This is a genomic window from Costertonia aggregata (assembly GCF_013402795.1).
Taxonomy (GTDB): Bacteria; Bacteroidota; Bacteroidia; order Flavobacteriales; family Flavobacteriaceae; genus Costertonia; species Costertonia aggregata.
Genome location: NZ_CP058595.1, coordinates 2213606 through 2238345 on the forward strand (window position 1 = coordinate 2213606; position 24740 = coordinate 2238345).

Sequence of the window (24740 nt, forward strand, 5' to 3'; positions counted from 1 at the left end):
GGTCATTATAATAACAGCTAAAATCAAATCAAGAAAATGATAACAATCCAAAATTTAAAAAAGAGCTTTAGGACCGAGGAAGTGGAAACCTTGGCACTGAACAACGTAAACCTAAAGGTAGAGGATGGTGAGTTCGTTGCCATCATGGGGCCTTCGGGCTGTGGAAAGTCAACCTTGCTGAACATCATCGGTATGCTAGACAACCCAACGGAAGGCAGCTACAACTTTGCAGGGAACGAGGTAGGCGGTCTTAAAGAAAGTCAACGTACCCAGCTCAGAAAAGGAAATTTAGGCTTTGTTTTCCAAAGCTTTAACCTAATTGATGAGCTTACGGTCTACGAAAACGTGGAATTACCGCTCATTTATCTGAAAATGGGCAAGAGTGAGCGAAAAGAAAAGGTGATGAAGGTATTGGAGCGCATGAAGATAGCCCATAGGGAAAAGCATTTTCCGCAACAATTATCAGGTGGACAACAGCAACGCGTTGCCATTTCAAGAGCGGTAGTGACCAATCCAAAATTGATATTGGCAGATGAGCCAACGGGCAACTTGGATTCCAAAAACGGTATCGAGGTCATGAACCTGTTGACCGAATTAAATCAAGAAGGCACAACCATTGTAATGGTTACCCATTCCGATAGGGATTCGCATTACGCCCATAGGGTCGTAAATCTATTCGATGGTCAAATCGTGACCGAAAGTCAAAATAGGGCCATTGGAGCCATGATATAGGAGTTTATTCATCAATCAAATCATCATTGTGCTTGGCATGGTCGAAGCATCAAAAAACGGAACAACATGTTCAAAAACTATTTAAAAATCGCTTGGCGAAACCTTTGGAAGAATAAAGGGTATTCAGCTATCAATATTGGTGGTCTTGCTATTGGAATGACTTGTTTTTTATTGATAGTGACATTCATTAAGAATGAACTATCCTACGATACCTATCATGAAAAAGCGGATAATATCTATAGAATAGTTCATCATGGTAGTGAAGATAATTTGGAAGATAGATGGGTTTGGGGCAATGCTCCCGTAGGGCCTGCATTGAAGGCGGATTTTTCGGAAGTAGTGGAGAAAGTTCAGTTTTCGGGAAGATCGGATATTCTGCTCCAATATAATGAACGTTCTTTTCAAGAAGGGAATACTTTTTATGTTGACGAGACCGTATTCAATATATTTAGCTGGCCGTTACTTTCCGGAAACCCCAAAACAGCTTTAGAGGCACCTTACTCTATCGTGCTGACAGAAAGTACGGCAAAAAAGTACTTTGGGAACGAAGACCCTATGGGTAAAGCAATGGATGGTATTGGTGGTAGGGCCAACGATGGGATCTACACGGTTACCGGGGTCATGAAAGATGTGCCTGCGAATTCACATTTTTCGTTTGATGCACTGATGTCCATGAGCTCGTTCTATCAGACTAGACCCGGTATTTTTGAAGCTTGGGGCTATGTAGATTTCTATACTTATTTTTTGGTTACCGATAATTTTGATCAACATGCTTTTCAGGCTAAAATGCCCGATTTTTTAAAACGAAATAGACCGGCCGAAGATGCGGAATATTACTATGACCTTTCTTTTGAGCCCTTGAAAAACGTCTACCTGAATTCTGAAGCGGCACGCCAACCCGGGATAACGGGTAGTCTATCCAATATTTACATTTTCGCCATAATTGGTTTGTTCATTTTGATTATTGCTTGCATCAATTTTATGAATTTGGCTACGGCCCGTTCTTTGGAAAGGGCAAAAGAGGTTGGCGTTAGAAAGGTTATTGGAGCGGACAAAAAGGGGTTGCGTTATCAGTTTCTTGGAGAGTCCATGCTTATGGTATTCATGGCTTCATTGATCGGGCTGGCTTTGGTTATGGCCTGTCTTCCCGGTATGCGACAGATTACGGGAAAATTATTCTTGACCAGTGAGGTTTTTAGCACTGCTTCTTTATCCATTTATTTTGGAATGGCCTTGATAACAGGTTTGTTGGCAGGTTCCTATCCGGCATTTATTTTGTCCAATTTTAAGCCTTCACGTGTGTTGAAAGGAGTTTTTAGGACTTCACAAAAAGGGAGCAACCTTAGAAAGGGGTTGGTCATATTTCAATTTAGCCTTTCCATTGCGTTGATCGCTAGTACGGTAATCGTGTATTTTCAATTGGGTTTTATGTTGGATAAAAATTTAGGATTTGACAGGGAACAACAATTGGTAATCGATTTTAATTGGGATGGTGAGGTTCTGGATAATATGGAAACCGTCAAAAGTGAGTTTATGAGCTTGCCCCAAGTGGTTTCAGTAGCCGGTTCACGTACCGTGCCGGGAGGTCACTTTCCTGCGGCAGGCACCGAGATAGAGACCTTTGAGGGCGATATGGAGCATTTTGAGCCTTTTTTATATGAAATCGATTTTGATTTCATCCCACACTATGAGATTGAAGTGGTAGCGGGGAGACCATACTCGAGTGAGTTTGTAACAGATTCCCTTTCGGCGATGGTGGTCAATGAATCTGCAGCGAGAAGTTTTGGTTATGCAAATGCAGCGGATATTATCGGAAAACGTTTTGAGCAGTGGGGCCGCGAAGGAACCATTATAGGTGTTGTGAAGGACTTTAATTATTTGTCGCTACATCAGAAAGTGGCCCCTTTGACCTTGCGCTATTCTCAGTTTGGAAAGTACCTTTCCCTAAAGATAAAATCGGACAACATGCAACAAGCTATAACGGATATTGAAAGAAAATGGGCAGAAATTGCACCGCATCGTCCTTTTCTTTATAGCTTTTTAGATGAGTCGTTCAACACACAGTATGAGTCGGATTTTAGATTTAAAAATCTGTTTACCCTTTTCTCATTTTTAGCCATTTTGATTGCCTGCTTGGGTCTTTTGGGTTTAGCAACGTATAGCGCGGTACAAAGAACCAAAGAGATTGGTATACGAAAGGTGCTTGGAGCTGAGGTTTCTAGTATTGTAACATTACTGTCCAAGGACTTCATGAAATTGGTTTTCATTGCCATATTGATTGCAACCCCTTTTTCTTGGTATGCGATGAACAAATGGTTGAATGTATATGCATATCAAATAGAGATCAATTGGTGGGTCTTTCTCCTATCAGGTGGTATTGCTTTAGCTATTGCAGTCGCTACGGTAAGCTTTCATGCTTTTAAAGCGGCAAAAGCAAATCCCGTTAAAAGCCTGCGAACGGAATAATTTTATCATCAAACCTATGCCAAGCGCAGGCGAAGCATCATCAATCAAAAAACGAGAATCATGTTCAAAAACTATCTAAAAATCGCATGGAGAAACTTAATTCGAAATAAGAGTTTTTCGTTACTGAATATTGTTGGCCTTTCCATGGGTCTTGGAGTGACGGCCTTGATTGTGATATGGATTAACTTCGAGACTGGCGTAGATCAATTTCATACAAAGAAAGACCGTATTTACGAAGTTTATAATCAGTACCCCATAGAAGGTGAGATATGGACATGGAATTCCACTCCTAAAATAATGGCACCGACCATAAAGAAAGACTATCCTGAAGTGGAACGTGTGTCGAGATACAACTATGATGATACGTTCTTGTTTTCCGTGGGGGATAAAAGAATGAAATCAACAGGTACTATAGTTGACCCTGATTTTTTACACATATTTAGTTTTCCCTTAATTGAGGGTAGTATTGAAACGGTTTTAGAGGGTGTAAATTCCGTGGTTATCACCGAAACTTTCGCCAAGAAGATATTCGGCGATGCACCGGCCATGGGGAAAACCGTAAAAGTCGACAACAAAGACGTATTTACCGTAACGGGAATCCTAAAGGATTTGCCTGATAATACGGGATTCAATTTCGAGTTTTTGATGCCATGGGCCTATGCGAAACAGCGAGGTTGGAACGATACCTATTGGGGCAACAATTCGATTGCCACCTATGTTCTATTGAAAAAAGGAACTGATTATGATGCATTCTCCAGTAAGATAAAAAACCTACGGGAACGGTACGACAAAGATTCTCCAGAGATGGTCACCTATTTATACCCCTGGTCGCGTTATTGGTTGCATTCGGAATTTGTAAACGGAGAGGAAGTCGGCGGTAGGATCATTTTGATTCGGATGTTCGGTATCATTGCATTCATTATTTTACTGATTGCCTGCATCAATTTCATGAACTTGAGTACGGCTAGAAGCGAGAAACGAGCGAAAGAGGTGGGCATACGAAAGGTTGTAGGAGCTAGAAAAAGGGCATTGATCGGTCAATTTTTAGGTGAGTCCATCTTAATAACCTTTTTAGCGGCTGTTTTGGCTTTAATCATGGTGGCACTATGTTTACCGGCTTTTAGTGAATTAGTAGAGAAGCCCTTATCTCTGGATTTGACGAACGAATGGTTCTGGGTATCTGCTCTTACCATAATTTTAGGAACGGGCGTTTTGGCGGGTAGCTATCCCGCATTATACCTTTCCGGTTTTAAACCCTCAACGGTGTTAAAGGGTGCTTTTAAGAAAATCAGCGCTCCGGTAACCCCCAGAAAAGTCTTGGTAGTCGTTCAGTTTTCTGTCGCGATTATTCTCATTACCGCAAGTATTATCGTAACCCAACAGTTACAAAGTGTCCAGAACAGACAAAGCGGGTATTCTAAGAACAACCTAATTTATTCCCTTATAGAGGGAGATTTGGGAAAAAACTATGACCTGATTAAAAAGGAATTACTGGTCTCCGGTATTGCCGAATCGGTCACTAAAACCAATTCCCCCATAACACAAGGGTGGAGTAATTCATGGGCTTTTGAATGGAAAGGTAAAGATAAGGATAACAAGACCACGATTCAAAGGTTCAATGCCGATGATGCTATTGCCAAAACTACCGGTATGGAAATTATAGCTGGCCGTGATTTCGATTTGGACAAATATTCTACGGACTCCACTGCGGTCATCCTTAATGAGTCTGCGGTAAGACTGATGAAGTTTGAACAACCCTTAGGTCAAATCATAAAAGATAATGGTATTGATTGGCATGTGGTAGGCGTTGTCAAGGATTTTATTTTGGATTCCCCGTTTCAAAAAATCGAACCTATGGTCATCGAAGGTGCTATGTATGCCAACAACGTCATTCATATCAAATTTAAAACAGACGAATCTACTTCAGAGAGCCTTGCTAAGACCGAGGCCGTTTTCCGAAAATACAATCCCGAATATCCTTTTGACTACGAATTTGTTGACCAAGAGTATGCCAAGAAGTTTCAAAGCGAAAAGCAAACGGGACAATTAGTGGGTCTTTTTACACTGTTTACGATTTTCATCTCCTGTCTGGGTCTATTCGGTCTAGCCAGTTACATGGCGGAAAATAGAATTAAGGAAATCGGTATTCGTAAGGTTTTGGGTGCCTCTGTTCAAAATATTACAACATTACTTTCCAAAGATTTTTTAAAACTGGTTTTGATTTCCATCGTACTGGCCGTACCTGTATCATGGTATTTTATGAGCAAGTGGTTAGAGGATTTTTCGTACCGAATAACGATTTCCTGGTGGACTTTCGCTTTGGCAGGAATATTAGCATTGCTCATAGCATTGGTAACGGTCAGCTATCAAGCAATTAAAGCCGCAATCGTAAACCCTGTAAAAAGTCTACGTACAGAATAATTTTATCATCAAACCTATGCCGAGCGCAGGCGAAGCATCAAAAAACGAAATCATCATGTTCAAAAACTATCTAAAAATTGCCTGGCGGAGTTTAAAAAAGCAACCTTTTTTCACCTTTCTGAATACATTCGGTCTTGCGATCGGTATGACTGGAGGACTTCTTATTTCATTATATATTTATGATGAGTTGAGTTTCGATAAAATGTTCGCCGATGCAGATCGTATTTACCGCATTGATACCGATGTAAAATTTGGCGGTGCCGAAATCGCCGCTACTGAGAGTGCTGCGCCTATGGCGGCAGCCATGCAACGAGATTTTTCCCAAGTCGAGTCGACGGTTAGGCTGAGAGACCGCGGTAGTTTCCTTATACGAAAGAGCGGTACGGAGACCAATACCAAAGAACTTCGCGGAGCTTTTGCAGACTCTACCTTCTTCGATTTTTTCGGTTTGAAATTACTAGTGGGCAATTCAAAGGCCGCGTTGACGGAACCGAATACCTTGGTGTTGACGAAGACAGCTGCCGAAAAGCATTTCGGTGTAAAAAACGCTCTCGGCCAACAGATGTTGTTGAACAATACCGACACCTATACCGTAACCGGGGTCATTGATGACTTGCCCAAAAATTCGCTGCTGAGGGAGCATAGTATTTTTCTGGCCATGGCCGGTTACGCTGATTCTCGCGAGGCGAATTGGGGGAGTATGAATTATTACACGTTCGTGAAATTGATACCTAATGTAAACAGCACTGATTTTAATGAACCTTTGCAGGGCATGTTCGAGCGCTACATGATTCCATGGGTCCAGAATTTGTTTCCGGGAATGACCGCAGAATCATTCGCTGCATCAGGTAATTACTGGCAACATAAAATAATGCCCTTGACCGATATCCATTTGTATTCCAATCGACAGTCTGAAATAAGTGCCAATAGCAGTATTCAAAATGTATATATTCTTTCTTTTATAGCCCTGTTTCTCATCCTATTGGCAACGGTGAATTTCATGAACCTTTCTACGGCACACTCCCTGAAAAGGGCAAAAGAAGTAGGTATTCGAAAAACGCTGGGTTCCAATAGGTCGGATTTGATTCGTCAATTTTTGACCGAATCAGGATTGATCGCCTTTATCTCTTTGCTCTTTGCGTTGATACTGGCGATAATAGTACTTCCGCTGTTCAATGATCTTTCGGGAAAAACGATTGCTATTCCGTACGCAAACCCGCTTTTTTGGTTGTTAGTGGTCTTCGCTACCATTATTCTCGGATTCTTCTCAGGAAGTTACCCTGCCTTTTTTATGTCCCGGTTTATGCCTGTTAAAGTGCTGAAAGGCAGTGGTCAGAATACTGTTGGGGGAGGTAAGATTCGTAATTCCTTAGTGGTTTTTCAATTTGCCATTTCCGTGTTTTTAATTGTAAGCACCTTGGTCGTATTTCAGCAATTAAAGTACATTCAAGGCAAAGACTTGGGTTTTGCCAAGAATCAAATCGTTCTTATAAATGATACCTATGCAGCTGGTAGTCAAGTGCAGGCTTTTAAAGATGAAGTAAAACAGTTAGGGCAAGTAGAGCAGGCCTCTTTAAGTGATTATTTGCCTACGCCGTCTGCCCGATCAAACAGTTCTCTCTTTAGGGAAGGGGCCATGGAACAGGAGAACGCCATTCAGATGCAAGTTTGGGAAGTTGATCATGACTACATCAATACACTGATTATGAAACTGGTTGCGGGTCGTGACTTCAATCCAAAATTTGTCGCAGATTCAACTGCCGTTATCATTAATGAAGCTACATTGCCCATTTTGGGAGTCAAAGCCGAAGAGGCATTGGGTATACGGATAACGGGAGACCTTGATTTAGAAGATAAGACATTCTACACCATAATCGGCGTAGTCAAAAATTTCCACTATGAATCGTTGCGTGAAAACATAGGTGCTTTAGGGCTGTTTTTGGACAATTCAACAGGTACCTTGGCGGTAAAACTAAAACCTGGCGATTTTTCCAATACACTCGCAAATATAGAAGGCATATGGAATAAAATAGCACCTGGCCAACCCTTTAGCTATCGTTTCATGGATGACTCTTTCAACACCACCTACGAAGCGGAACAGAACTTGGGAAGAATATTTATGGTCTTTACTTTCCTTTCTATTTTGATTGCGTGTTTAGGCCTATTTGGGTTGGCAGCTTTTAATGCACAAAAAAGAACCAAAGAAATCGGCGTTCGAAAAGTATTGGGGGCTAGCGTCGCTCAGATTTCCTATCGTTTGACCACTGATTTTCTTAAAATGGTCGGTATCGCGATTCTTATTTCACTGCCGATAGGCTGGTTTGTGATGAATAAATGGCTCCAGGATTTTTCATATCGAATAGAAATTCCGTGGTGGATATTTGCCTTGGCCGCCGTATTGGCGATAGGTATTGCGATACTTACGGTTAGCTATCAGAGTATAAGGGCCGCCGTAGTAAACCCCGTAAAAAGTTTACGCACAGAATAACCTCAGACCTCACAGGTCTTCAAGATCTGTGAGGTCTATTTAAAATGAAAATCATGTTCAAAAACTATCTAAAAATCGCTTGGCGCAACCTCTGGAACAACAAATTTTATTCCCTGATAAATATTGTTGGGATGGCGTTAGCCATTACTTGTTTGCTTTTTGCGATAATTTATTGGAACGATGAACATAGTTTTGATGATTTTCATACCAACAACCCAAACCTGTACCGAATTACCACCAATATGGTAGAACATAAGGGAGCCATAGCAAAAACTTTTGGCGGAACGGGTCAAGTGCAGGGAAAAACATTCAAGGAAGCTATTCCTGAAATAAAAGAATATGCCCGTGTTATGGGGGGCAAAATATTCAACGAGGTTTCTACAGAAGATAAAATCCTGAAGTTAAATATCCTTTTTGTTGATACTAATTTCTTTGATGTCTTTACGTTTCCATTGTTGCACGGAGATGTTAATACTGCCTTGGATGAAGTAAACTCGGCTGTAATTTCCGAAAGTACTGCCATACGACTTTTTAATTCTACCGATGTAGTGGGGAAAGTATTACAAATGAAGAACGACCCTGCTTATCAACGGTTAAAAAAACCTTTGATCATTTCGGCCGTTGCAAAGGATGCTCCAAAAAACTCTTCTATTCAGTTCGAGATTTTACTCCCATTCAGTTTTCTTGAACTTGCTTTTATAGATACCAATTGGATGAACGCCTATCTTGGAACTTTTGTAGTATTGGAACCACCAGCAGATGTAACGGCGATTAAAGAAAAGTTCGGTCGTATTTTTGCCATCCACGCCAAAGACCAAGTGGAACAAAAATTAGCGCGATATGGTTTCGATTCCGAAATCAATTATGGTTTACAGAATATTTTGGATATACACTTGGATCCGCTTACCGAAGGTAGAGGTAATAATGAGTCTGGGGTAGTAAATACCAGCAATTCCCTATATTCCATTGTTTTTATTGCCATTGCCTTGCTTATCTTGATAATGGGGGCAATAAATTTCATCAATATTAGCATCGCATCCGCCATAAAAAGGGCAAAGGAAATAGGGATAAGAAAAATAACAGGCGGTAACAAAACTCAAATAATTTTTCAATTCTTGATGGAGTCGGGTTTGCTTTGTGGTATTTCATTTTTACTTTCTCTTTTATCGATAAAACTGTTGCTTCCATTTTTTAATTCCTTGACGGCCAAACATTTTGCGTTTGCCGAAATGCTCAACTTTCAATCAGGTATATCGCTTGTTTTCATTTTTGGATGTATCATTTTAATTACGGGTCTTTATCCGGCTTTTGTACTTTCCAAGGTTAAGCCGTCCGAGGCCCTTTACAATAAATTGAAATGGAGCGGCAAAAATTTTGCAGGACGCGGCTTGGTCGTTTTTCAATTTTCATTGGGCATATTTTTACTTATTGCAGCTATAGTCTTCCATTCTCAAATGGATTATATACGTACCAAAGATTTGGGTTATAATCCCAATCAAATCATAACCACAACTATTTCAGGAAATAGGGATTTTGCCGATATCGGTAAAGTGTTAAAAGAAGAGCTATCCAAGGAGTTGTCAATAGCATCAGTCTCTTATGCCCATAATCATTTTTCAGAAGGAGTAATTGTAAATAACAAACAAATTGAAGCTTCACTTTTGCGTATTGATGAAAATTATTTGCCCGATGTTGAGATTCCGATTCTCGTGGGACGGAATTTTTCTTCGGATTTCCCGACCGATGCCTCTAATTCAATTATCGTAAACGAAACCTTTGTAAAAGAATTTAATTTATTACACCCCATTGGGGAATCCGTAAAATTGATTGAAAACGATGAAGACGATCAGAAGAAAACGATAATCGGCGTAGTGAAAGACTTTCATTTTGGCTCGTTAAGGGAACCCATTAAACCGATGTTCATTTCTATGATTCAGGAACCCTACGGGAATATTCTTGTCAAATTTGAAAAATCAAAACAACAGGAAGCTATTCTGGCTTTGGAAAGGGTGTACAAAGCCATTATGCCAAATGCCGTGTTTGCATACAATTTTTTGGATGAGCAGAATGCAAAACAATACAAACAAGAACAACAATGGCAAAAACTGGTCAACATCGCCACACTTTTGTCCTTAATTATCTGTTGTTTCGGGCTGTTGGGTATGGCCCGTTTGTCCATAAATCAACGTGTCAAGGAAATAGGCGTAAGAAAAGTTTTGGGAGCAACAGTTTCTCAAATATTAGCATTGCACACAACCAATTTTTTAAAACTGATTTTGATTGCCTTTGTAATAGCGGCACCTATAGCTTGGTTGACGGCCGATTATTGGCTTCAAAATTTTGCTTATAGAATAGAACTGTCATTTTGGTTGTTGGTTTTTGCAGGAGCTATTTCTTTGCTTATCGGAACATTAACCGTAAGTTTTTTGGCTTTAAAAGCAGCAATGTCCAATCCCGTAAAAAGTTTGCGTACGGAGTGAAACATTTACGAATAAACGGTGTCTCTATAATAGCGCAATAATGACAATCAAAAAATAACAGATCATGTTTAGGAACTATCTAAAAATCGCTTGGCGAAATCTCCTGAAAAATAAAGGATACTCTATAATAAATATTGGGGGATTGGCCCTGGGGATGGCCGTTACTCTCATTATAGGGTTATGGGTAAACGATGAACTTACCTATAACGATTATTTTCAAGATAGGGACAAGATCGCCCAGGTCTACCAATCGCAAACCTTTAATGGCAATGTGGGCACCGGGCCTGCTATTCCGCTACCGCTTGAGCCCGCCTTGCGCGATGGCTATGCTGAAAACTTCAAACACTTGATGATGGCCTCTTGGACGCAGGACAGCTACATCAAATACAAAGACAACAACATATCCCGCCCGGGCAATTATATGCAGCCCATGGCACCCGAATTGTTGAATCTTGAAATCAGTAAAGGTGATAAAGACGGATTACGTGAAATAAATTCCATAATGCTATCCGAATCCACTGCTGATGCCCTCTTTGGTGAGGAGGATCCCATCGGAAAAGTGGTCAAAATTGGCAATCAATACGACCTCAATGTCTCTGCCGTATACAAAGACATTCCCTTCAACAATACATTCAACGACACTGATTACATCATACCATGGGACAATTATGTGGCCAATCGGGAATGGATTCAGGAATCGTTGGACAATTGGGGAAACAATTCTTTTCAATTGTTTGTGCAAATTGCTGATAAGGCTGATTTGGAAAGTGTTTCCCGGACTATTAAGGATGTAAAAAAAGACCTCAATGAAGATACGGCGGAGTTTGATCCACAACTATTTTTGCTCCCCATGAAAGATTGGTATTTGCGGAGCAATTTTGAGCAGGGCAAACAGATAGGCGGGCGAATTAAATATGTATGGCTTTTCGGGATTATAGGTGCCTTTGTACTGCTATTGGCCTGTATAAATTTTATGAACCTCAGTACGGCACGCTCTGAAAAAAGAGCCAAAGAAGTAGGCATTCGAAAATCAATCGGATCTCAAAAAGGGCAATTGATCTATCAGTTTTTGAGCGAATCCTTTTTGGTGGTTCTGTTCGCTTATTTGGTGTCGGTTTTGATAGTGCTATTGTGCTTGAGCGGATTCAATGAACTGGCCCGAAAAGAGATTGAGTTCCCATGGAACAATATCAATTTTTGGTTGATTTCCATTGTCTTTATCTTTTTTACAGCATTATTGGCGGGCAGTTACCCTGCATTGTATCTCTCATCCTTTAAACCGGTAGATGTATTAAAAGGCACATTTAAAGCTGGGAAATACGCCGGCTTGCCCAGGCAACTATTGGTGGTTTTGCAATTCACCGTTTCCGTGGCGTTCATCATTGGTACTGTCATTGTCATGCAACAGATCAACCATGCCAAAAACAGACCGATAGGTTATGTTAAGGAAGGACTTGTACAAATACCGACTTGGTCCGCTGATTTCGAAGGGAAGACAGATGTCATGCGGGAGCAATTTCTAAAGTCGGGCGCAGTGTTTGCCATGGCCACATCTAGCAGCCCAACAACACGTGTTTGGTCAAATAGAAGTGGGTTTACTTGGGATGGTAAACCTGATGGTTTTCAAGACGATTTCGCTTGGACGGAAGTTTCCCCAGAATATGCCAAAACACTTAATCTTAAGATTATTGATGGCCGGGATTTCTCTAGAGATATGGCCTCTGACTCCTTGGGAATTCTTATCAATAAAACGGCTGTAAAATATATGGGGCTCGAAAATCCGGTAGGCACACTTATTCGCTACTCTGATCAAGAGGATGAAGAAGAGCAAGATCCCCCATTGAAAATCATCGGCGTAGTCGAAGACATCATTGCACAATCGCCCTATGAGCCAGTGAAGCAAGCTTGGTACGTGTACGACCGCCAAGATAACTTCAGTTATTACAACCTACGGTTGAACCCGGACCAGAGTGCCAGTCAAAATTTGGCGGTTATAGAACGAGTGTTTAAAGAGAACTTCCCAGCGATACCCTTTCAATATGATTTTGTTGATGACGAATATGCGGAAAAGTTTGCTGCCGAACAACGAATCGGTACCCTTTCGGGCATTTTTACAGCGTTGGCCATTTTGATAAGTTGTTTGGGACTATTTGGGTTAACATCTTTTGTGGCCGAACAGCGTACCAAAGAGATAGGGGTTCGTAAAGTATTGGGCGCATCCGTCTTTAATGTATGGAACATGCTTTCAAAAGACTTTTTGAAATTGGTCGTCATATCCTGTTTTATAGCGGTTCCCATTGCTTATTATATAATGAACGGTTGGTTACAGGAATACCCATACCGTGTTATACTCAAATGGTGGATTTTTGCCCTGGCCATGTTGGGTTCCCTGGTCGTTACGGTGCTTACTGTTAGTTTTCAGGCGATAAGGGCCGCAAAGCAAAATCCTGTAAAAAGTTTACGAACCGAGTAAAAACTATTAAGCATCAAGTGTCATTTTGAGCGCAGTCGAGAACATTCAAAACAGCTTTACTTAATACTGATTACTAAATACTTAACACTAAAAATATGCTACTACAACTAAACAATATTTTCAAATGGGTCAACTCGGGAGGTCAGCGTATCTTCTTATTAAAGGACATTAACCTAACTGTTGAAGAAGGGGAATTTATCTCGGTTATGGGACCTTCAGGTTCGGGAAAATCTACCCTCTTGAATGTAATCGGAATGTTGGATAATTTTGATGAGGGCGAATATCATTTTTTGGACGAATCCGTACACACACTGAAAGAAAAGCATAGGGCGAATCTTTATAAAGAATACATCGGTTTTGTCTTTCAATCTTATCACTTGTTGGATGAACTGACCGTTCAGGAAAATTTGGAAATGCCCTTGTTGTACAAAAAATTCAAAGGTTCTGAACGCAAAGCCATGGTGGCCGACATGCTGGACCGGTTCAGTATCGTAGGTAAAAAAGATTTATTTCCCGCCCAACTGAGCGGTGGTCAGCAGCAGCTAGTGGGAGTGGCCAGGGCCTTGATTGCCAATCCAAAATTGATACTTGCCGATGAACCCACCGGGAATTTGAATTCCCAACAGAGCGAAGAGATTATGCAACTGTTTAAAAAATTGAACGAGGAAGACGGAGTGACTATTATTCAGGTGACCCATTCAGAAAAGAATGCGGCCTATGGTTCCAGAATCATCAATTTGTTGGATGGAAGAAAGGTTTAGACGTGCAATTATTTTCCGATTATTCAAAAAATTAGGATAAATCACGATATTTTTTTGATTTGGCGAGCTATATCCTAAAGCTATTTGAAGAAACCAACTAATAATGAATCCCTATTTTACTATTCCACATTTCAATCCCATACCTTCATAATCTCATGTCTAAGGACTATCTTTGTTGTTTAGAATGATTTTATATAATGAAGATTGAAAAGACAGCCGTTTTAAAGGCATTGGAGCATATTACCGTACCGGGCGAAGGCCAAAATATGGTTGAAAGTGGAGCGGTGAAGAACGTCATGATTTTCGGGGACGAGGTAGAGGTTGATATTACCATAGCCAATCCCAGTCTACAGGCACGCAAAAAAACCGAAGTTGAAATATTGAAGGTTATTCATAGGGAAGTCTATGAAAAGGCAAAAATCAAGGTCAATATAAAGGTAGATGCACCTGCCAAGCCCAAAACAAACGAGATCAAGGGAAAACCGATTCCCGGTATCCAAAATATCATTGCCGTAGCTTCGGGTAAAGGTGGGGTAGGCAAATCTACGGTAACAGCGAATTTGGCGGTGACCTTGGCCAAAATGGGTTTTAAAGTGGGACTGTTGGATGCTGATATCTACGGGCCTTCAATGCCCATTATGTTTGATGTGGCCCAAGAAAAGCCTTTGGCCGTAAACATTGGTGGGAAATCCAAGATGAAACCCGTAGAGAGTTATGGGGTAAAATTATTGTCCATTGGGTTTTTTACGCAGCCCAATCAAGCGGTAATTTGGAGAGGCCCCATGGCCTCCAAAGCTTTGAATCAGATGATTTTTGATGCCCACTGGGGCGAAATAGATTTTATGCTGCTGGATTTACCTCCAGGAACGGGAGATATCCACCTGAGCATTATGCAGGCCATGCCCGTAACGGGAGCCGTTGTGGTCAGTACCCCACAAGAAGTCGCCCTTGCCGATGCCCGTAAAGGCGTTGCCATGTTTCAGCAAGACTCCATTAATGTTCCCGTATTGGGTATTGTGGAAAATATGGCCTATTTTACTCCCGCTGAACTTCCTGAGAATAAATATTATATCTTTGGTAAGGAAGGGGCAAAACATCTGTCTGAGGATCTAAACGTTCCCTTTTTGGGTGAGATTCCGTTAGTACAGAGTATTCGGGAAGCAGGCGATGTTGGTCGCCCGGCGGCCATGCAAACAGCTACCCCAATAGAATCGGCATTTGAGGAACTTACCAAAAATGTAGTTCGGCAAACGGTGAACAGGAACAAAAGTATACCTCCTACAGAGGCTATTAAAATAACGACAATGGCAGGTTGTTCTGCCATTAAAAAGAAGTAGGTATGACAACAATGACTTCGGACGAACTTAGGATGAACGTTGAAAAGGCCCTGGACGAAATCAGACCTTTTTTACAAAGTGATGGGGGTGATATTTCCTTGATATCCATCGATAATGAAAACTCTGTAAAGGTCAAGTTAGAGGGGGCTTGCGTAGGTTGTTCGGTAAATCAAATGACCTTGAAGAGCGGCGTTGAGATGACCATTAAAAAATATGCCCCACAGATTGAAGAGGTTATCAATATTGAGTAAGACCTTGACAAAGTCATATGTTTCCAATTTCCTTTCCACTAATTTTACCGGTGTTTAATTGAACTTTTAATGATTAAGACAGATATACTGATAATCGGTGCAGGACCTACGGGTCTTTTTGCCGTTTTTGAGGCAGGGCTATTACAGCTAAAATGCCATTTGATAGATGCTTTACCGCAAGCTGGCGGCCAATGCTCCGAGATATACCCTAAAAAACCCATTTATGATATACCGGGCTTTCCCGAAGTATTGGCGGGAGACTTGGTAGATAATCTTATGGAACAGATAAAACCGTTTCAACCAGGATTTACCTTAGGGGAAAGGGCGCAGACCATTGAAAAGCTAGATGACGGCTCTTTTATCGTAACGACCAACAAAGGTACAAAACATCATGCGCCGATTGTAGCGATAGCAGGCGGGCTGGGTAGTTTTGAGCCTCGGAAACCCTTGCTGGAAAATTTGCAAAAATACGAGGATAACGGTATCGCCTATATTATTAAGGATCCGGAAATATATCGCGACAAAAGAGTGGTTATCGCCGGTGGTGGGGATTCTGCCTTGGATTGGAGTATCTTTTTGGCCGATGTTGCATCAGAAGTAACTTTGGTACACCGTAGAAATGAATTTCGTGGCGCCTTGGATTCTGTGGAAAAAGTACAACAGTTAAAAAACCAAGGGAGATTAAATTTGATTACTCCAGCAGAAATCGTAGGCTTGCAAGGCGATGAAAAACTGGAATCTGTTCTGATACGAAAAACCGCTAATGCCGCAGAGGATATTAAGTTGAAAGTAGATAGTTTTATACCCCTTTTTGGGTTATCGCCCAAACTGGGACCAATAGCCGATTGGGGATTGGAAATTGAAAAGAACGCTATTAAGGTTGATAATACCTTGGATTATCAAACCAATATACCCGGAATTTATGCCATAGGCGATGTAAATACCTATCCAGGAAAACTAAAGTTGATTCTTTGTGGCTTTCATGAAGCAACCCTCATGTGCCAGAGTGCCTATCAACGTATTTATCCCGACAAAAAATATGTAATGAAGTATACCACTGTTGGTGGCGTTACCGGATTTGATGGCAGTAAAAAAGAAGCTCCGAAAGCAGTTGTGAAATCAATAAACTGATTAGGAATTAGTCGTTAGGAAATAGGGGATGATTGGTTTATGGCGGCAAAAAGATTTGAAGATGTATTGGTTTGGCAGAAATTACGAGATTTTGCCGTAAACATCTACGATGATTTTAAAATTTTGAAAGATTGTTCTTTTAAAGACCAAATTTCGAGAGCGTCCGTTTCTATTTCCAATAACATAGCTGAAGGTTTTGACAGAAGAAAAATCCTGATTTCATCCGATTCTTATATATTGCCATGAGTTCTACGAGCGAAGTCAGATCTATGTTATATTTGGAGTATAGGTTGAGTTATTTGAATTCTGACGACACTAAAAAACTAATCGAAAAATCAAATTTCTAGGATGCTTTACGGACTGATTCAATCAATGAAACAATACTAGTTTACAATATTGCTAACCCGTTAATAAACTAAGGACAATGTCCGACATAAAAATCAAAATCACCGACCGAGAAGGAGTGCTACATGAAATTGATGCACCTACCGATATGAACATGAACCTCATGGAAGTAGTACGTTCCTATGAATTGGCTCCCGAAGGCACTATCGGCATTTGTGGGGGTATGGCCATGTGCGCCTCTTGTCAATGTTATGTAAAATCCGATCATGAACTTCCTGAGATGTCCGATGACGAAGAGGCTATGCTTTCCGAAGCTTTTAATGTTGAAGATAATTCTCGTTTGGGGTGTCAAATCCATATGGCACCCGAATTGGACGGTCTCGAGGTAGAATTGGCACCTGAGGAGCTTTAGAAGTCAAATAAAAGTGAGTTTCTAGCTAAAGAGACTAACGTAAACCATTTGATTAAGGGTGTTAATTTAAAATATTCCAATTGAAAATTGCCAATAAGATTGTATCTATTTTAATTATACTTGTAAATTTTTATTTTGTGCCTCTAAGCTTTATTATCATAGAGGATACTGGTGGCCCTATGGGTTATGGATTATTAGTTTTGCCCATTTCAATTGTAGTGAATTTTCTTCTGGTTACGGCTACTTTTGCATTAAAATTGAGGTTTAATAAAAGTATAGGATTATTTGTTTTTAATAGTTTAGGATTAGTTTGGTCTTTATTTTGGTTACGGGCATTTTTAACCACTAACCACTAACCACTAACCACTAACCACTAACCACTAACCACTAACCACTAACCACTAACCACTAACCACTAACCACTAACCACTAACCACGAACCAACAACCACTAACCAACAACCACTAACCAACAACCACTAACTTATATTCTTGCCTGGTACGTAAACAAATTATAATACCTACCCTCTTTGGCAATCAACTCGTCATGGGTGCCTTGTTCGGCAATACGTCCGTTTTCGATAACTAAAATTTGATTGGCTTTACGAATGGTGCTCAATCTATGGGCGATTACGAAGGTTGTACGTCCTTTGGTCAATTCGGCCAAACTCTTTTGAATGAGTGCTTCACTTTCGGTGTCCAGATTGGAGGTGGCCTCATCCAAGATCAAAATTTTTGGATTGGCCAAAACAGCCCGTGCAATGGCGATACGCTGGCGTTGCCCACCAGAAAGCTTCACACCACGCTCGCCGATTAAAGTGTCTAATCCGTCATCAAACCTATCGGTAAATTCATCTACATAAGCAGCTTTTACGGCAGCTTGTAGTTCCTCTTCGGTAGCTTTGGGTCTTGGAAAGAGGATGTTTTCGCGTATGGTACCTTCAAATAAAAAATCGTCCTGTAAAACAACCCCTAAAAATTGACGGAAACTGGTCAAATCTACTTTGGCCAAATCCTTCCCATCAATGGTTATGGTACCTGAATCCGGATTCAAAAAACTGGCGGCCAGTCCGGCAATGGTCGATTTTCCAGAACCGGAACTCCCTACCAGTGCGATGACATCACCAGATTTTGCCTCAAAACTAATATTGTGCAGCACATCCTTATCTTCTTCATAGGCAAAGGAAACGTCCTTAAATGCCATATCCCCTTTAATGGTAGAGAGTGTAATGGTACGGTCTTTTTCGTTGGCTTCCGATATTTGGTTCATCAATTCTTCGGTACGGTCCAAACCAGCTAGGGCTTCGGTCAGTTGGCTGCCAATATTGCTCATTTGAACAATTGGGGCGACCATCAAGGCCAAAAGAAAGGTGAATTCAAAATACTCTCCTGTGGTGAGTTCTCCCTGCATCATTTTATAGCCTCCGTAGCCCATCATAATCCCTGTAGTGGCCAAACCTAAAAGAAACGTGGATGAACTTGTCATTATGGCCGTAGCCGTTAAGCTCTTTTTAACGTTTTGGTACAAGCGGTCAACACCGGTTTCAAAAACCTTACCTTCTTGTTTTTCGGCGTTGAATCCTTTGATGACCCGTATGCCTCCCAAGGTTTCGGTCAATCGTCCTTTTACTTCCGCATTGATTTTTCCACGTTCCCGAAATACCGGGCGAATAATTTTGAACGCTTTTAAGGCTATGAATGCAAATAAGATCAAAGGTATAAAGGTCAGGAGCGTCATACCTGGGCTTATGCGCAACAGCAATACAAGCGATACAACGGCGGTTATTGTACCACCTACAAGCTGCACCAACCCTGTTCCTATAAGATTCCGGACACCTTCGACATCGCTCATGATACGTGAGACCAACGCACCCGACTTTGTGTTGTCAAAAAAACGAATGGGCAGGGAAAGCACCTGTTTTTGTACCTGTGCTCGGAGTTCGGATATCATGAACTGCGCTTGTATGCTCAATACTTTGGTCAAAAGAAAAGACATGACCCCTTGTACCAAAAACGAAAATATGACGATTGCAACCAATATTTTTAAAAAATCATAATCTTTGTTGGGAACGATATCATCTAAAAAATATCTAAGGGAAACTGGGGCCACAAAACTGGCCGCCTTACTGATAACGATTAATAAAAGCCCGATAAAGACCAATTTTCTTCTGGGCCAAATAATCGTTTTAAATGCTTTTAGGATACTTACTTTTTTCTCTGCCATGGGTACTTCAAAAGAAGTTGCAAGTTACTTCAATTGATATTACCGTTGCAACAATTCTCTTTAAATTAGGGGTAAGAGACTCAGTTTGAATTATAGGTATGAATAGGACCTTTATGATTTTTCCCATCTACTGTAAGCGAGTAGCGAAACATCTCTTTTTCAATATCATATTGGTTCAGGTCAATGGTACTTTTAGTGATGTTATCAATGCTGGTGCCCTTGAAAAGGGTGTTGACAATATTTCCGTAGTAATCCAACACATCAAGTTGGGAAAAGGTGTTTTTTGGAGTCTTAAATGATATCGATAGTTGATTTTTCCCCAGATGGGTTACCAATTCAATAGGAATTTTTTGGCCTTCAATTTCAATTTCTGTTTTGACTCTACTACTATAAAGCACCAGTTCATCGGCAAAGTCTGAATTGAACAGTTTTATAAATGCCATTTTTTTATTCCTGTCAACAAAGTAGGTGGTTTTTGGAGAATTCTTGACCTCATTGATGCTTTTGCTAGGCTGTATGAGGCTTCCGAAAGAACGCATGGCCACTGGCTTTTCATGAGGGTAGGGCAATTGTACCATGATCCATGTGCCAATAGGGCCATCCCATTCAAGACTGATGTCATAAAGTGGGTTTCCTTTATTTTTGTACATCACTTTATAAACCGAATTGGCCGACAGCAATAGTTCTTGACGATTGGTCTGTTTTTGTATTTTTTTTGAATTTCCCGATGTCAAGTGATGAACCTCTAAGTCTATAAAATTACCGTCATGCTCGTGAACGGGGTCAGATAGGCCGAACCCTGTTGAGATAGCTAAAACTCCGGATAAACCTTCATCGGAACAATACACCCCATCCAGTGAATTGAATTGCTGGCTTGCTTCCGAAACCAAAAGTGCCGTTTTCGGGTAAATCAAGGTACGTTTTGTTTTATCTGTTTTTACCATAGTGTGATGCGCCTGTGAAATATTATGGTGCGCATGGTCTATACTATTCTTTGAAATGTCTTTGTTGGGATTGCCTTTTAAGGACAAAGAACCATCAGCATCCAAAATAACACTCTCAGCGGATAGGTTTTTAAACGAAACGGGAACCGTGTTCACAAAGGATGTGGCTTTGATGTAGTTTGATGCTCCAATAACTCCGTCATACTGTATTCCAGTATCATAATTTAAGATGTTGACGTCGGTTATCTTAGGTGCGGCATTCCCAAATCTATTTGAAGCGATTATTGCTGTGGTGCCCTTAACTTTGTTAGCCATATGGAATGTACATTCGTTCAGGTAGCCAGTGCCGGCGAAAACCCCGGTGGTATTATTTTTAAAGTGACATTTTTCCAAGACATAGTTTCCGCCTGTGACGATGGCCCCCACTGAAAAATTGGAAACGCTATTGTTTCTTGCTTTAAAAATAAGGGATTTACCAAAATCTTCGAACAAAATTCCTATGGTTTCATTGGTTACTTGGTTTTCTAAAGGATGACGCACCCTTTCTAAGGTGTTTTCTTCAAAAGACGGTGTGGATTTGGATTTCTGTAGGGATGTTTTTTGTTTTGGATTTTTCGGCCTGAACAGAATACCCGAAACGGCACCGCTTAAAACCAACCTGTTTTTTTGTATGTGTTGAAAAGGATGATGAATTGAGATCGCATAAATACTATCAAGACCACTAGCATATATGGTGTTTTCTAAAATTTTATTGTTGGTTCCAAGACCTGATTTAGAGCATATAATAGTGCTCCCGTGATTGGTAATGAATAGATTTTGTTTTAATGTAATCGAAGTATTGTCTAACTCAATATCAGTGTTCTTTGAGTTGACAAAAGCGGAATGTTGAATGTAGCTTTCTTTAGAAGCACCCTCCCAGGCAACCGCTGCGTTAGATTTATTTCCCAATCCTTTGAAGGTGGTTTGGGAAATTTGTATTTGGTTGACATCTTTGAAAGTTACGATAGCATTTTGTGTGCTATCGAAAGTGGTAAGTTGAATTGTTTTTTGAAGTGAATCATTCTTTCGAGCCCTTCCATTGAGATAAACACGTCCTTGATTGACCACTTTTAATCCGTGCTGTTCAAAACCCTTGTTTTTGAACAGTAGTTTAAACTGGTGGTGGAAAGGTTCTTCCGGGGTGCCCACCTCCAACGTTCCGCCATCGATAATCATTTGGCCGGTCACCAGTTGTAAATTTCGCTTGTCAACTACTTTTAGGAGTCCCTTCACTATAATTTTATCGAAGTTCTTATGTGATTTGGTTAGTTCATAGGTTTCTCCAGCCACAATTTTCAACTCCCTCGGTTGTTGGCCAAGTGTGGCTTCAAATCTGATAATCAGAAAAACAAAAAATAAGATATAGGTAAAGTAGTTGTTCATACACTTTTAGGGCTTAACAACCTTGATGGGTACAGTGACGTTCTCAACTTTAACGGCTAGTACATAAACGCCTGAATTTACCACGATATTGTCAAGGGGCAGTGTATGGTTGCCAGAATCTTTTTTTCCAATATCCAACTGGTTTATTTTTCTTCCCAGCAGGTCAAAAAGCTCTACTGATATAAATTCATCTTGGTTTAAGGTGTATTGTAAAACCGACTCTGCACTTATGGGGTTAGGGTATACACTGATGTCCCTAAAGAAAAGGTCTGGGCTGTTATCAGGGATACCGTAATTATTTCCGGTTTTTTCACCTTTCGGAATGAGATTTATTTTCGCATGACCGGTTTCATCAGTAACCATTTTGACATAGACCGCCCCTTCATCCTCATTAAAATAGTAGGAGGTGAGTTGCTGATTATCCAATTCTTTTAGACTATTGACCTTGGTAATCGGAAAATCATCTTCATCCAGCACATCAATTCCGGTATAGGGAAAGGGATGTTTAAAAATCGCCCACTCACCTTCTTTTTCCAATATGCTCCGTAGCTCTAAAAGGTTTCTTCTATCATCTATTTCCCATTGGCCTAAAATGGTATAACGTTGATTACCAAAAAAATTGTAAAAGCGTTGTTTTGCTCTTTGCATTTTGGGGATACGGTGCTGGTCATAGTCACGTATCAGTGCTACTTCTTGCGGAAGGTCAAACCCAATATCGGCCATTCTTAACTGCATGGCACCTTCGGCCTCTAAAATATAGGCCTGCCATTCCTCTCGATATTCTATAGCGTCGTTGGCAAATGAGGAATAGGGGTGTGCAACAAGAACAGGTCGATCATAACCCGTCAAACTCCCATCTTTGTCCAATAAAATGGAAGAATTTTCGTCTTTGCCTTTGTTTCCTCTTGTACTCATCCATAGGGGCAAGGTTTCGCCCTTTACCTTGATTCCTTCAAAAAAGTTATCTTCCTTGTGACCTCCATGTCCAATTATGGCAGCAGCCACTTTACCTTCTTCCACATCTTTATTAATATCGATAAAGGTTACATTGGTCAACTTAGGTTCCTTACTGCCCCCTTGGGCTATGGAATAATACCCTGCTCTTCTATCTCCATGTCTCAAATGTCTATTTTTACCTCCTATCTCATTTTTTGATTTACCAATTACGATGGAGTTCTGCACGTAAGATTCAGATGATAGCAGCCCTATGGCATTGTCGGCCAAAATGAAATTATCCAAAGTAACGTTGGTAATCTCGGTCCATGCGCCGCTCATGGCATTTTTGTAACCAGTAAAGTTATTAAAGGTCCACATTAAATCACCATTGAAAAATTTGGTCATGAAGAAACCATGGCCATGCCCGACCTGTCCATAGAGCGCAGTATTGGAAACCCCTTCGTTTCCTAGATTACCAGGTACTGAGCAAGAATGTGCTACATTATCGGTAAATACAACCTCTCTCGGTAGCAGGTCAAAGTCCTTGAATTCTTTTCCGCGGCCTCTTGCATCAAAGAAAAATCCGGTACCCCGTTCTGAGCCACCTACATGGTTCCCGATGAGATTGTTATGTGGGTTTCGCATCCAAAATCCGGCAACGCGCTGTTCCCCTTGGGTGCTTCCTCCAGCGCCATCCCTTGGGAAGGCAAAAAAACCTTTATCTGGTTTACGTACAAGTAGGGCTACATTGTCTTTAAAAGTATTATTGATTTCATTGCCATCCTCGGCTGGTATAAACACATGATTCTGTATATCGTATGCTACAACATTCTCTACCAACACATTGTTAGTTTGGTGAACTACTACACCTCGCTGTAAACCATGATGTATACTCGAATTTTTGATATAATCGCCATTTCGGTCTCCCGCCAAGTGCCAATGAAAATTATATCGTGCTTCAATGCCCGGCTGTCCCATTTTTGTAAATTCAACACCCTCAACATGCACCGGTCCTGAATTGACCATGACCATGATATGGCCACCAAAACGATTTTCTTTTGAGTCTGAATCTCCTTGAATCAGAATGTTTCGGGAGAGCATCACCACCTCGGCCCGCTCGTCAAGAATTTTCCCCTCATACTCTTGCAACTCCCCGAAATGCATATATTGTAAAGCAGGGCTGAAATAAATAGTTTTGTCCCTGATGCCCGAAATGGTCACTTCTTCGGCTTCAAAGGGGTCGTAACCACTTGGTGCGATGGCGATTTTATCCCCAATTTTCCATCCGGTCGGTTCTTGGTCAAGTGTTAGCGAAGTTGCTCCCGGGCTTAGGCTACCCTCTAATTGCCCCCAACTCAATTTTGAGGCACTCGCGCCATGAATCTCCAAAGATCCCCTCATCATGGTTGCCAAGAATCGCCCTCCCATGGTGTTTATATCTTCTTTTGGTCCAGTCAGCGTTATGGTAGCGTTACTCTGAAAAGGAATTTCTTCCGTTCCAATTTGTAACAATCCGTGTACCATGATCCATCTAGCGGATAAAGAAAGGTCTATATCTTTAAAAATCAAATTTCCATTAATCGTCAAGCTTCCTAGGTTTGGGGTAGAGGTGTCCAATACAACGGTTTTTCCCTCGGGAATAGTTACATTTTCATTGGTACTTGGTACGTTGCCATTGGGCCAGGTGCTTGGATTTGACCAACTCTCTTGACCAAAAATCGATAATGGGGAAATTATGATGAAAAAAAGAAAATAATATCCTATCGGTAATCCTGATAGATAGGTGGTTTTTGAAATCATGGTTGTAGCATTTAAGGTAACAACGTGAAAACAATCAGACCTGGGTAAAACCCTACTTTTTTTCGATGAAATACATAAAAAAGTTGAATTTTTGATATATCTAACTTAAGGTTATCTT

General features: G+C 40.8%; 15 protein-coding genes and 1 pseudogene. 13 read left to right on the top strand and 3 right to left on the bottom strand.

Annotation, left to right across the window (positions count from 1 at the left end):
* Window positions 1-36 precede the first annotated feature (36 nt).
* From HYG79_RS10215 to HYG79_RS10280, 13 genes and pseudogenes are all read left to right on the top strand, one after another.
* On the top strand, window positions 37-732 hold the full coding sequence (locus tag HYG79_RS10215) for an ABC transporter ATP-binding protein (RefSeq protein ID WP_179241993.1): 696 nt from the start codon (window positions 37-39) through the stop codon (window positions 730-732).
* Between the two features lie 66 nt (window positions 733-798).
* Window positions 799-3198 (top strand): ABC transporter permease, encoded by a 2400-nt coding sequence (locus HYG79_RS10220; protein ID WP_179241994.1) that lies wholly within the window; start codon window positions 799-801, stop codon window positions 3196-3198.
* Between the two features lie 60 nt (window positions 3199-3258).
* Entirely contained in the window at window positions 3259-5619 is a 2361-nt protein-coding gene (locus tag HYG79_RS10225) for an ABC transporter permease (RefSeq protein ID WP_179241995.1), read from the top strand.
* 55 nt (window positions 5620-5674) lie between these two features.
* On the top strand, window positions 5675-8107 hold the full coding sequence (locus HYG79_RS10230) for an FtsX-like permease family protein (RefSeq protein ID WP_179243537.1): 2433 nt from the start codon (window positions 5675-5677) through the stop codon (window positions 8105-8107).
* Window positions 8108-8160: 53 nt separating this feature from the next.
* Window positions 8161-10587, top strand: coding sequence for an ABC transporter permease (locus tag HYG79_RS10235; RefSeq protein ID WP_179241996.1), 2427 nt, complete (start codon window positions 8161-8163; stop codon window positions 10585-10587).
* 64 nt (window positions 10588-10651) lie between these two features.
* The gene (locus HYG79_RS10240) at window positions 10652-13060 is read left to right on the top strand and encodes an ABC transporter permease (RefSeq protein WP_179241997.1); all 2409 of its coding nucleotides are present in this window, start codon (window positions 10652-10654) and stop codon (window positions 13058-13060) included.
* 95 nt (window positions 13061-13155) lie between these two features.
* Window positions 13156-13821 carry an ABC transporter ATP-binding protein gene (locus HYG79_RS10245; protein WP_179241998.1) on the top strand — a complete coding sequence of 222 codons (666 nt, stop codon included), beginning with the start codon at window positions 13156-13158 and terminating at the stop codon, window positions 13819-13821.
* A gap of 197 nt (window positions 13822-14018) precedes the next feature.
* Window positions 14019-15158 carry an Mrp/NBP35 family ATP-binding protein gene (locus tag HYG79_RS10250; RefSeq protein WP_179241999.1) on the top strand — a complete coding sequence of 380 codons (1140 nt, stop codon included), beginning with the start codon at window positions 14019-14021 and terminating at the stop codon, window positions 15156-15158.
* 11 nt (window positions 15159-15169) lie between these two features.
* Window positions 15170-15409 (top strand): NifU family protein, encoded by a 240-nt coding sequence (locus tag HYG79_RS10255; RefSeq protein ID WP_179243538.1) that lies wholly within the window; start codon window positions 15170-15172, stop codon window positions 15407-15409.
* Window positions 15410-15478: 69 nt separating this feature from the next.
* Window positions 15479-16540, top strand: coding sequence for an NAD(P)/FAD-dependent oxidoreductase (locus tag HYG79_RS10260; RefSeq protein WP_179242000.1), 1062 nt, complete (start codon window positions 15479-15481; stop codon window positions 16538-16540).
* A gap of 39 nt (window positions 16541-16579) precedes the next feature.
* Window positions 16580-16887: pseudogene (locus HYG79_RS10265) on the top strand (four helix bundle protein).
* Between the two features lie 77 nt (window positions 16888-16964).
* A complete protein-coding gene (locus HYG79_RS10275; protein WP_179242003.1) occupies window positions 16965-17297 on the top strand; it encodes a 2Fe-2S iron-sulfur cluster-binding family protein in 333 nt (110 codons plus the stop codon).
* A gap of 80 nt (window positions 17298-17377) precedes the next feature.
* Window positions 17378-17653 (top strand): hypothetical protein, encoded by a 276-nt coding sequence (locus tag HYG79_RS10280; RefSeq protein ID WP_179242004.1) that lies wholly within the window; start codon window positions 17378-17380, stop codon window positions 17651-17653.
* Window positions 17654-17780: 127 nt separating this feature from the next.
* Here HYG79_RS10280 and HYG79_RS10285 read toward each other — a convergent pair whose 3' ends face one another.
* From HYG79_RS10285 to HYG79_RS10295, 3 genes are all read right to left on the bottom strand, one after another.
* Window positions 17781-19520, bottom strand: coding sequence for an ABC transporter ATP-binding protein (locus tag HYG79_RS10285; protein WP_179242005.1), 1740 nt, complete (start codon window positions 19518-19520; stop codon window positions 17781-17783).
* An 80-nt stretch (window positions 19521-19600) separates the two neighbouring features.
* A complete protein-coding gene (locus HYG79_RS10290; protein ID WP_179242006.1) occupies window positions 19601-21886 on the bottom strand; it encodes a G8 domain-containing protein in 2286 nt (761 codons plus the stop codon).
* A 6-nt stretch (window positions 21887-21892) separates the two neighbouring features.
* Window positions 21893-24622 carry a G8 domain-containing protein gene (locus HYG79_RS10295; RefSeq protein ID WP_179242007.1) on the bottom strand — a complete coding sequence of 910 codons (2730 nt, stop codon included), beginning with the start codon at window positions 24620-24622 and terminating at the stop codon, window positions 21893-21895.
* Between the last annotated feature and the right edge of the window lie 118 nt (window positions 24623-24740).